10 protein-coding genes are annotated in these 8,593 nt (G+C 70.1%); 8 read left to right on the top strand and 2 right to left on the bottom strand.

Features of this window, described 5'->3' with window-relative positions:
* Both ACESL7_RS09780 and ACESL7_RS09785 read right to left on the bottom strand, forming a co-directional pair.
* Positions 1-320: YqaA family protein (locus ACESL7_RS09780; RefSeq protein ID WP_372893140.1), on the bottom strand; the 320-nt coding region annotated here is incomplete at its 3' end.
* Positions 321-333: 13 nt separating this feature from the next.
* The gene (locus ACESL7_RS09785; protein ID WP_372893141.1) at positions 334-918 is read right to left on the bottom strand and encodes a LabA-like NYN domain-containing protein; all 585 of its coding nucleotides are present in this window, start codon (positions 916-918) and stop codon (positions 334-336) included.
* A 100-nt stretch (positions 919-1,018) separates the two neighbouring features.
* On the opposite strand from ACESL7_RS09785, the gene folK reads away from it, so the two are divergent.
* From folK to lepB, 8 genes are all read left to right on the top strand, one after another.
* Complete coding sequence (gene folK / locus ACESL7_RS09790; RefSeq protein ID WP_372893142.1) at positions 1,019-1,624, top strand: 2-amino-4-hydroxy-6-hydroxymethyldihydropteridine diphosphokinase; 606 nt, start codon at positions 1,019-1,021, stop codon at positions 1,622-1,624.
* A 77-nt stretch (positions 1,625-1,701) separates the two neighbouring features.
* The gene (rpoZ, locus tag ACESL7_RS09795; protein WP_372893143.1) at positions 1,702-2,058 is read left to right on the top strand and encodes a DNA-directed RNA polymerase subunit omega; all 357 of its coding nucleotides are present in this window, start codon (positions 1,702-1,704) and stop codon (positions 2,056-2,058) included.
* 25 nt (positions 2,059-2,083) lie between these two features.
* Positions 2,084-4,252, top strand: coding sequence for a RelA/SpoT family protein (locus ACESL7_RS09800; RefSeq protein WP_372893144.1), 2,169 nt, complete (start codon positions 2,084-2,086; stop codon positions 4,250-4,252).
* A gap of 13 nt (positions 4,253-4,265) precedes the next feature.
* Positions 4,266-4,937: a DUF2062 domain-containing protein gene (locus ACESL7_RS09805; protein ID WP_372893145.1), complete on the top strand. Its 672-nt coding sequence runs from the start codon at positions 4,266-4,268 to the stop codon at positions 4,935-4,937.
* A 32-nt stretch (positions 4,938-4,969) separates the two neighbouring features.
* Complete coding sequence (locus ACESL7_RS09810; RefSeq protein WP_372893146.1) at positions 4,970-5,716, top strand: pyridoxine 5'-phosphate synthase; 747 nt, start codon at positions 4,970-4,972, stop codon at positions 5,714-5,716.
* A gap of 3 nt (positions 5,717-5,719) precedes the next feature.
* Positions 5,720-7,222, top strand: a complete 1,503-nt coding sequence (locus ACESL7_RS09815) for an alpha/beta fold hydrolase (RefSeq protein WP_372893147.1) — start codon at positions 5,720-5,722, stop codon at positions 7,220-7,222.
* Between the two features lie 5 nt (positions 7,223-7,227).
* Complete coding sequence (gene acpS, locus ACESL7_RS09820; RefSeq protein ID WP_372893148.1) at positions 7,228-7,659, top strand: holo-ACP synthase; 432 nt, start codon at positions 7,228-7,230, stop codon at positions 7,657-7,659.
* 57 nt (positions 7,660-7,716) lie between these two features.
* Positions 7,717-8,553 (top strand): signal peptidase I, encoded by an 837-nt coding sequence (gene lepB / locus ACESL7_RS09825; RefSeq protein WP_372893149.1) that lies wholly within the window; start codon positions 7,717-7,719, stop codon positions 8,551-8,553.
* Positions 8,554-8,593: the final 40 nt, after the last annotated feature.

The following is an 8,593-nucleotide window of genomic DNA, read 5'->3' on the forward strand; positions in this document are numbered from 1 at the left end:
GCGTCGCCGAAGGGCGCCCAGCTCAGCAGAAGCGTCCAGACGCCCCAGCGCGCCCAGATCGCCTCGGCGCGGGCGAGCTGCATCTCGCTCGCCACCCGCCAGCGCCCGTGCGCGAGGCGCGCGCCGCCCCGCCCGAGCACGTAATTCACCACGGCGCCGAGGGTGTTGCCCACCGAGGCCACGATCACGAGCGTGGCGACCGGAGCGGCCCCCGCCGCCTGCATCCCGGCGAAGACGATCTCGGACTGGAAGGGCAGGACCGTCGCCGCGCCGAAGGCGGCGAGGAAGAGCCCCGTCAGTCCCGCGACGTCGGACAGCACGGCGCGCGGGCGCTCACTCCCCGGTGCTGGGGACGCGCACCTCGCGATCGTTCTGGGGCTCGCGCGGCTCGCGCGGCGGGCGGCCGATCACCTCCTTCAGGTCGTCGAGGTCGATGAAGTTGTCGGCCTGACGGCGCAGGTCGTCGGCGATCATCGGCGGCTGGCTCCGGATGGTCGAGACCACCGAGACCCGCACGCCCTGCCGCTGCAGGCTCTCGACGAGCGGCTTGAAGTCGCCGTCGCCGGAGAAGAGCACCATGTGATCCATCCGCGGCGCGAGCTCCATCGCATCGACCGAGAGCTCGATGTCCATGTTGCCCTTGACCTTGCGGCGCCCCTGACTGTCCGTGTACTCCTTCGCCGGCTTGGTCACCATCGCGAACCCGTTGTAGTGCAGCCAATCCACGAGCGGGCGGATTGGGGAATACTCCTCGCTCTCGATGAGCGCCGTGTAATAGAACGCTCTGAGAAGCTTGCCGCGGCGCATGAATTCCTGTCGCAGCAGCTTGTAGTCTATGTCGAAGCCGAGCGCCTTCGCCGTCGCGTAGAGGTTCGCCCCGTCTATGAACAGCGCAAGCCGTTCGTCCTTGTAAAACATGCCGGGATATCCTTTCGTCAGCACGGCGGGCGCATCTGCGGGCCGAGTGGAAGCCCTGCGCCGAGACACCGATAATGTCAGAGAATAGGAACATTTCGGGATGGCACAAGGTGGGGAGACGAGTGCGCGTGCCGGTGCGGGCGCTTCCGCCACACGCGCTTTCGTTGCGTTTGGCGCGAATGCACCCCGCGCCGGCCGATCGCCAGAGGAGACGCTGCGTCAGGCACTTGAGGACGTTGCGGCAGAGGGGGCGTCCGTCGCGGCGGTCAGCCGTTTCTATCGCACGCCGGCCTTCCCGCCTGGCGCCGGTCCCGACTTCGTGAACGCCGCCGCCGCGCTCGATTGGTCCGGAAGCGCCGGCGCGCTGCTGTCGCTCCTGCACAGGATCGAGGCACGCTTCGGCCGCGACCGCGCCGAGCGCTGGGCGCCGCGCACGCTCGATCTGGACCTGATCGCGGCCGGCGACGCGGTGCACCCGGACCGGGCGACCTTCGAGGCCTGGGCCCGGCTCGCGCCCGAGCGCCAGCGCCGCGAGGCACCGGATCGCATGATCCTGCCGCACCCGCGGATGCACGAGCGCGCCTTCGTCCTGATTCCCCTCGCCGACGTCGCGCCCGACTGGCGTCACCCGGTGCTGGGCCGCAGCGTCGCGCAGATGGTCGCGGACCTGCCCGCCGGCGCCCGCGCGGAGGTGGTCGCGCTCTGAACCTGCGCTTGCATTTTCGCGGCAGTCTCGCTATCCGGTCCACTTCCTGCCCCGCGTCTGCATGACTGGAGTGTCCGATGGCCCGCGTTACCACCGAGGATTGCGTCGACAAGGTTCCGAACCGTTTCGAGCTGGTGATGCTCGCGGCGCACCGCGCGCGCGAGATCTCGGCCGGAAGCCCGCTCTCGGTCGACCGCGACAACGACAAGAACCCGGTCGTCGCACTGCGCGAGATCGCCGAGGAGACGCAGCAGGCCGGCGACCTGCGCGAGCGCCTGATCGAGGCGAACCAGACGCAGATCGAGGTGGACGAGCCGGAAGAGGATTCGATGGCGCTCCTGATGGGCGGCGGCGAGGCCGACAAGCCCTCCGAGGACGAGATGCCGGACGAGGCGCTGCTGCGTCAGCTCATGGAAGCGCAGGGCGAGAAGTGAGGGCCGCGGGGCGCCCTCCCCGCGCATGACCGCGCCGGCGACCGCCGAGGCGGGGTTCGGCGCGGACGACCTCGTCGCGCTGGTGCGGGCCTACAATCCGCGCACGAATGCCCGGCTGCTCGCCGATGCCTTCGCGTATGGCCGCGCGATGCACGACGGGCAGTTCCGCCACTCGGGCGAGCCGTATTTCACGCACCCCGTGGCGGTGGCCGAGATCCTCGCCGGGCAGCGGCTCGACGACGCGACCATCGCGACCGCGCTCCTGCACGACACGATCGAGGACACGAAGTCCACGCACGACGAGATCGAGCGGCGCTTCGGCGCCGAGATCGCGCGCCTCGTGGACGGGGTGACCAAGCTCACCAACCTGCAGCTTTCCTCGACCGAGACGCAGCAGGCCGAGAACTTCCGCAAGCTCTTCATCGCCATGTCCAAGGACGTGCGCGTTATTCTCGTGAAGCTCGCGGACCGCCTGCACAACATGCGCACCATCAAGGCCATGCGCCCCGAAAAGCAGGGCAAGAAGGCGCGCGAGACGATGGATATCTACGCGCCGCTCGCGGGCCGCATGGGCATGCAATGGATGCGCGAGGAGCTGGAGGACCTGGCCTTCCGCGTGCTCAACCCCGAGGGCCGGGCGAGCATCATGCGCCGCTTCATCACCCTGCAGAAGGCCGCCGGCGACGTCGTGCCCCGCATCACCGGCGACATGCGGCTCGAACTCGAAAAGGCCGGCATCGAGGCAGAGGTCTTCGGCCGCGCGAAGAAGCCCTACTCGATCTGGCGCAAGATGCAGGAGAAGCAGCTCGCCTTTTCGCGGCTGTCCGACATCTACGGCTTCCGCGTCATCACCGACAGCGAGATGGACTGCTACCGCGCGCTCGGCGCGATCCATCAACGCTGGCGCGCGGTGCCCGGCCGCTTCAAGGACTACATCAGCCAGCCGAAGTCGAACGGTTACCGCTCCATCCATACCACCGTCTCGGGGCGCGACGGCAAGCGGGTCGAGGTGCAGATCCGCACCCGCGCGATGCATGACGTGGCCGAGACGGGCGTGGCCGCGCACTGGTCCTACCGCGATGGCGTGCGCACCGAGAATCCCTTCGCGGTCGATCCCACCAAGTGGGTCGCGCAACTGACCGAGCAGTTCGACGCCGAGGACGACCACGAGAGCTTCCTCGAAGCCGTGAAGCTCGAGATGTATTCGGACAAGGTTTTCTGCTTCACGCCGAAGGGCGACGTGGTCAAGCTGCCGCGCGGCGCGACGCCGATCGACTTCGGCTTCGCCATCCACACGCGCATCGGCTCGGCCTGCGTGGGGGCCAAGGTGGACGGGCTGCGCGTGCCGCTCTGGACGCGGCTCAAGAACGGGCAGTCGGTCGAGATCATCACCGCCGAGGGACAGGTGCCGCAACCTGCATGGCTCGACATCGCGATCACCGGCAAGGCGAAGGCCGCGGTCCGGCGCAGCCTGCGCGATCAGGACCGCGCGCGCTTCATCCGGCTGGGCCGCGAACTCGCGCGGTCGGCCTTCGAGAATCTCGGCAAGAAGGCCACCGACAAGACGCTCGACACCGCGGCCAAGAAGCTGCGACTCGGCGGCCATGAAGAGGTGCTCGCGCGGCTCGGCTCGGCCGAACTGACGGCGCGTGACGTGGTCGACGCGGTCTATCCCGACCTCGCCCCCAGACCGACCGAGCAGATCGACACCCGCCGCGCGGTCGTGGGCCTCGGCCAAGGCCAGAGCTTCGAGCGCGCGCCCTGCTGTCAGCCCCTGCCGGGCGAGCGCATCGTCGGCATCACGTGGCGCGGGCGCGGCGTGGTGGTGCACGCCATCGACTGCGAGACGCTGGCCGCCTTCGAGGAGCAGCCGGCGCGCTGGGTGGATCTTCAGTGGTCGGCCGGCACCCATCCACCGGTCTATACCGTCAGCCTCGATGTCACCATCGGCAACGATGCCGGCGTCCTCGGGCGCATTTGCACATTGATCGGAGAGCAGAAGGCCAATATCTCGGACCTGAAGTTCGTGGACCGGAAGCCGGACTTCTATCGTTTGCTGGTCGACGTCGATCTGCGCGACGCCGAGCACCTGCATTCGGTGGTCTCGGCGCTGGAGGCCGAAAGCGACGTGGCCGCGGTGGACCGCTTCCGCGACGCCTCGACCGCCGGTCCGCCGGAGGCTCGGGCGAGCTAGGGAACAGGGACCGTTGGTCTTCAAACGCCGCGACAAGCGCCCCTGGTGGAAGATCATGGCCGAGGCGCTCTGGCCGCGCGGCGGCTGGCGGCGTGCGTTTCTCTACGTCCAGCACCGGCTCAACCGCCTGCCCGGCTCGCCGGAGCGCATCGGGCGGGGCATCTGGTCGGGAATCTTCATAACCTTCACGCCGTATTTCGGGCTGCACTTCCTGATCTCGGCGCTGCTCGCCTGGGCGATCCGGGGCAATGTCATCGCGGCGCTGCTGGCCACCTTCTTCGGCAATCCGCTGACCTTCCTGCCGATCGCCGTCATCTCGCTGCAGACCGGGCACCTCGTGCTCGGCACCGAGCTCGAGGAAGATGCGCAGAGTTCGCTCTGGGACAAGTTCGCCGTCGCCGGGCGCGACCTGAACGACAATTTCTGGGCCTTCATGCAGGGCGCGCCGCAGGACTGGAACGGCCTCGCCGCGTTCTGGGCCGAGGTGCTCTGGCCCTACACCGTGGGCGGCCTCATCGCGGGTTTCTTCGTGGCGAGCGCGGTCTACCTTCTCGCCGTGCCGGTGATCCGGGCCTATCAGCGGCGGCGCGCGGCAAGGATCCGCGACAGCCTCGACGCCAAGCTCCGGAAGATTCGCCGCCGCCGCCACACCGCGGGGGCTGACGCCGGGCACGGACCGGAGTAGCTCTTGGCGCACCAGCCGAAAGGAGGCTCAGCATGCCCCACCCTCCCCTGCGCCTCGGCGTGAACATCGACCACGTCGCCACCGTGCGCAACGCCCGCGGCGGGGCCACGCCCGACCCGGTGCGGGCCGCAAGGCTCGCCGAGGAGGCCGGCGCCGACGGCATCACCGCCCATCTGCGCGAGGATCGCCGCCACATCGCCGACGCCGATATCGAGGGGTTGATGCAGGTGCTGCGCGTGCCGCTCAACTTCGAGATGGCGGCGACGCCGGAAATGCAGGCCATCGCGCTGCGCCACCGCCCGCATGCCGTCTGCCTCGTGCCCGAGCGGCGGGAGGAACGCACGACCGAGGGCGGCCTCGAGGTCGCCGAGGAAGAAGCGCGGCTCACCGAGTTCATCGCCCCGCTGCGCGCCGCGGGCTGCCGCGTCTCGCTCTTCATCGCCGCCGACCGGGACCAGATCGGCGCCGCGCGCCGCGTCGGCGCCGAGGTGATCGAGCTGCACACCGGCGCCTATTGCGAGGCCCACGCCGAGGGGCGCACCGCCGACCGCGACGCCGAGCTCGCCCGGATCACCGAGATGGCGATGGTCGCCGACGGCCTCGGCCTCGAGGTGCACGCGGGCCACGGGCTGACCTACGACACCGTGGCGCCGATCGCCGCCCTGCCGGAGGTGCGCGAGCTCAACATCGGGCATTTCCTCATCGGCGAGGCGATCTTCCGCGGTCTTGCCCCGGCCATCGAGGAGATGCGCCGGCACATGGACGCGGCGCGCGGCTGAACGATGGACACGCCGCACCCGACCCCCGCGCCCATCCTGCTGCGCCGCTGGGCGGTCGCCGTGCTCGCCGTCCTCGCCGGGCTGCTGGCGCTCTGGCAACTCGAGAGCGCCCGCTCCGGCGTGGCGATCGAGAGCTTCACCGTCGGCGAGACGCCCGTGACGCGCTACGCCGAACCGGAGGCCGACGGCCCGCTCGTCGTGGTCGCCCACGGCTTCGCCGGCTCGCGGCAGATGATGCAGGCCTATTCGCTGGCGCTCGCGCAGGCGGGCTATGTCGCATGGGCCTTCGACTTCGAGGGGCACGGGCGCAACCCGGTGCCGATGTCGGGCGACGTGGACAGCATCGACGGCACGACGCAACGCCTGATCGACCAGACGCTGTCGGTGGTCGAGGCGGGCCGCGCGCGCGAGGCGCGGGAGGGCGAGGTCGCGGTTCTGGGCCACTCGATGGCGACCGACATCATCATCCGCGCCGCGCTTGCCGACGACCGCATCGGCCCCGTGGTCGCCATCTCGCCCTTCAGCCAGGCGGTGACGGAGGAGGCGCCCGAGCGGCTGCTGATGATCACCGGCGAATGGGAGCCGGGCCTGCGCGAATTTTCGCTCCGCGCGCTTCGCATGGTGGAACCCGAGGCGGAGGAAGGCGAGACCGCGCGCGCCGGCGACGTGGTGCGCCGCGCCGTCGTCGCACCGCTCGCCGAGCATGTCGCAGTGCTCTACTCCAAGCGCGGCCGGGAGGAGGCCGTGGCCTGGCTCGACGCCGCCTACGAGCGCGACAGCGCCGCGCCGGTGCCGCGCACGGGGCCCTGGGTGCTGGTGCTCTTCGCCTCGGTCGTGGCGCTCGCCTGGCCGATGTCGCACCTGCTGCCCGCACGGCGGGTGGAGCGCGAGGCGCTGCCGCCGCGGCGCTTCGCGCTCGCGGTCGCCGCTCCGGCGGTGGTGGCGCCGCTGCTCGCGGTGCCGCTGGACGTCGCGTTCCTGCCGGTGCTCGTGGCCGACTACCTCGCGCTGCACCTGGCTGTCTACGGCGTCCTGCAACTCGGGCTGCTCGCGCGCTCTAGCGTGCCGCTCGGCCGCGTCTCGCCCGTGGCGGCGGGGGCGCTCCTCCTCTGGGGGCTCGCCGTGTTCGGCTTTCTGCTCGACCGCTACGGGGCGAACTTCTGGCCGACTGTAGAGCGCGGCTGGATCATCCTCGCGCTGGCGGTGGGCGCCGTGCCCTTCATGCTGGCCGACGCGCTGATCACCATGGGCGGGCAGGCGCCGCTCTGGCAGCGGATCGCGGCGCGCGGCGCCTTCTTCGTCTCGCTCGCCCTCGCCCTCGCGCTCGACTTCGAGGGGCTGTTCTTCCTGCTGCTGATCGCGCCGGTGATCCTGCTGTTCTACCTGCTCTACGGCCTGATGGGCCGCTGGGCCGCGCGGTCGGGCGGCGCCGCCGGCCCCGGCCTCGCCCTTGGCCTCATCCTCGCCTGGGCGCTGGGCGTGAGCTTTCCGCTGTTTGCGGGCTAGCGCGCATGATCCTCGGCATCGGCACGGACCTTGCCAACATCGAGCGGATCGAGCGGACGCTGGAGCGGTTCGGCGATCGCTTCCGCAACCGCGTCTTCACCCAGACCGAGCAGCGCAAGGCCGAGCGCCGCCGCGACACCGCCGGCACCTACGCCAAGCGGTGGGCGGCGAAGGAGGCGTGCTCCAAGGCGCTGGGCACGGGGCTGCGCATGGGCATCGCCTGGCGCGACATGCATGTCACCAACATGGCGACCGGGCAGCCGGTGATGCATGTGACCGGCTGGGCCGCGCGGCGGCTGGCGGAACTGACGCCAGAGGGGCACGAGGCGGTCATTCACGTCACGCTGACCGACGATCACCCCTGGGCGCAGGCCTTCGTGGTGATCGAGGCGCGGCCGCTGCGCACGCCGCCTGATCCCGCACACCCCCTCGCTTGACACCTTGTGTCCCGGCGCCCATGAAGCCTGCGATCAGGCAGGGGCGGGAAAACAGGCATGGCCGAGGACAAAAGCTGGGGCGGCGCGATCGTCGAGACGCTGAAGACGATCGTCTACGCGCTGCTGATCGCGGGCGTCTTCCGCACGCTTTTCTTTCAGCCGTTCTGGATCCCGTCGGGGTCGATGAAGGACACGCTGCTGATCGGCGATTTCCTCTTCGTCAACAAGATGTCCTATGGCTATTCCTATGCCTCCTGCCCCTCGGTCCGCATCCCGGCGGTCGGCCTCGACATCGACGCGGAGGATCTGTGCGGCTGGATGCAGCGCGGCGACGGGCGGCTCTTCGGCGGCGAGCCGCAGCGCGGCGACGTGGCGGTCTTTCGCCATCCGGTGACGGGGCGCGACTTCATCAAGCGGATCGTGGGCCTGCCGGGCGACCGGGTGCAGATGCGCGAGGGGCGGCTGGTGCTCAACGGCACGCCGGTGGAGGTCACGCCCGACGGCAGCTTCGAAGAGATCATGGCGCCGCAGGGGCCGCAGGGCACGCGCCCGCGCTGTGCCAACGCGCCCGTGGGCAACGGCGCGGTCTGCGAAAAGGAAAAGTTCGCCGAGACGCTGCCGAACGGCACCACCCATTCGATCCTCAACATCGGGCGGCAGGCCTCTGACGACACGCCGGTCTACACGGTGCCCGAGGGGCATTACTTCATGATGGGCGACAACCGCGACAATTCCTCCGACAGCCGGGTGCCGCAGCAGGTGGGCGGCGTGGGCATGGTGCCCTATGCCGACCTGATCGGTCGTGCCGACCGGGTGATGTTCTCTTCTGCCGGGCGCTCGATGCTGTTCTTCTGGACCTGGCGCGGCGACCGCTTCTTCGAGAAGATCGAGTGAAGCTGTCGGCCGAGCTGCGCGCCTTCGAGGGCCGGATCGG

The sequence above is a fragment of the Rhodosalinus sp. genome (assembly GCF_041685465.1).
GTDB lineage: Bacteria > Pseudomonadota > Alphaproteobacteria > Rhodobacterales > Rhodobacteraceae > Rhodosalinus.

Bases quoted from the DNA above. Each gene is read 5' to 3' on its own strand.
- ACESL7_RS09810 (WP_372893146.1), top strand. From the start codon at position 4,970: ATGCCCCACCCTCCCCTGCGCCTCGGCGTGAACATCGACCACGTCGCC.
- rpoZ (WP_372893143.1), top strand. From the start codon at position 1,702: ATGGCCCGCGTTACCACCGAGGATTGCGTCGACAAGGTTCCGAACCGT.
- ACESL7_RS09815 (WP_372893147.1), top strand. From the start codon at position 5,720: ATGGACACGCCGCACCCGACCCCCGCGCCCATCCTGCTGCGCCGCTGG.
- ACESL7_RS09800 (WP_372893144.1), top strand. From the start codon at position 2,084: ATGACCGCGCCGGCGACCGCCGAGGCGGGGTTCGGCGCGGACGACCTC.
- acpS (WP_372893148.1), top strand. From the start codon at position 7,228: ATGATCCTCGGCATCGGCACGGACCTTGCCAACATCGAGCGGATCGAG.
- ACESL7_RS09785 (WP_372893141.1), bottom strand. From the start codon at position 918: ATGTTTTACAAGGACGAACGGCTTGCGCTGTTCATAGACGGGGCGAAC.
- folK (WP_372893142.1), top strand. From the start codon at position 1,019: ATGGCACAAGGTGGGGAGACGAGTGCGCGTGCCGGTGCGGGCGCTTCC.
- lepB (WP_372893149.1), top strand. From the start codon at position 7,717: ATGGCCGAGGACAAAAGCTGGGGCGGCGCGATCGTCGAGACGCTGAAG.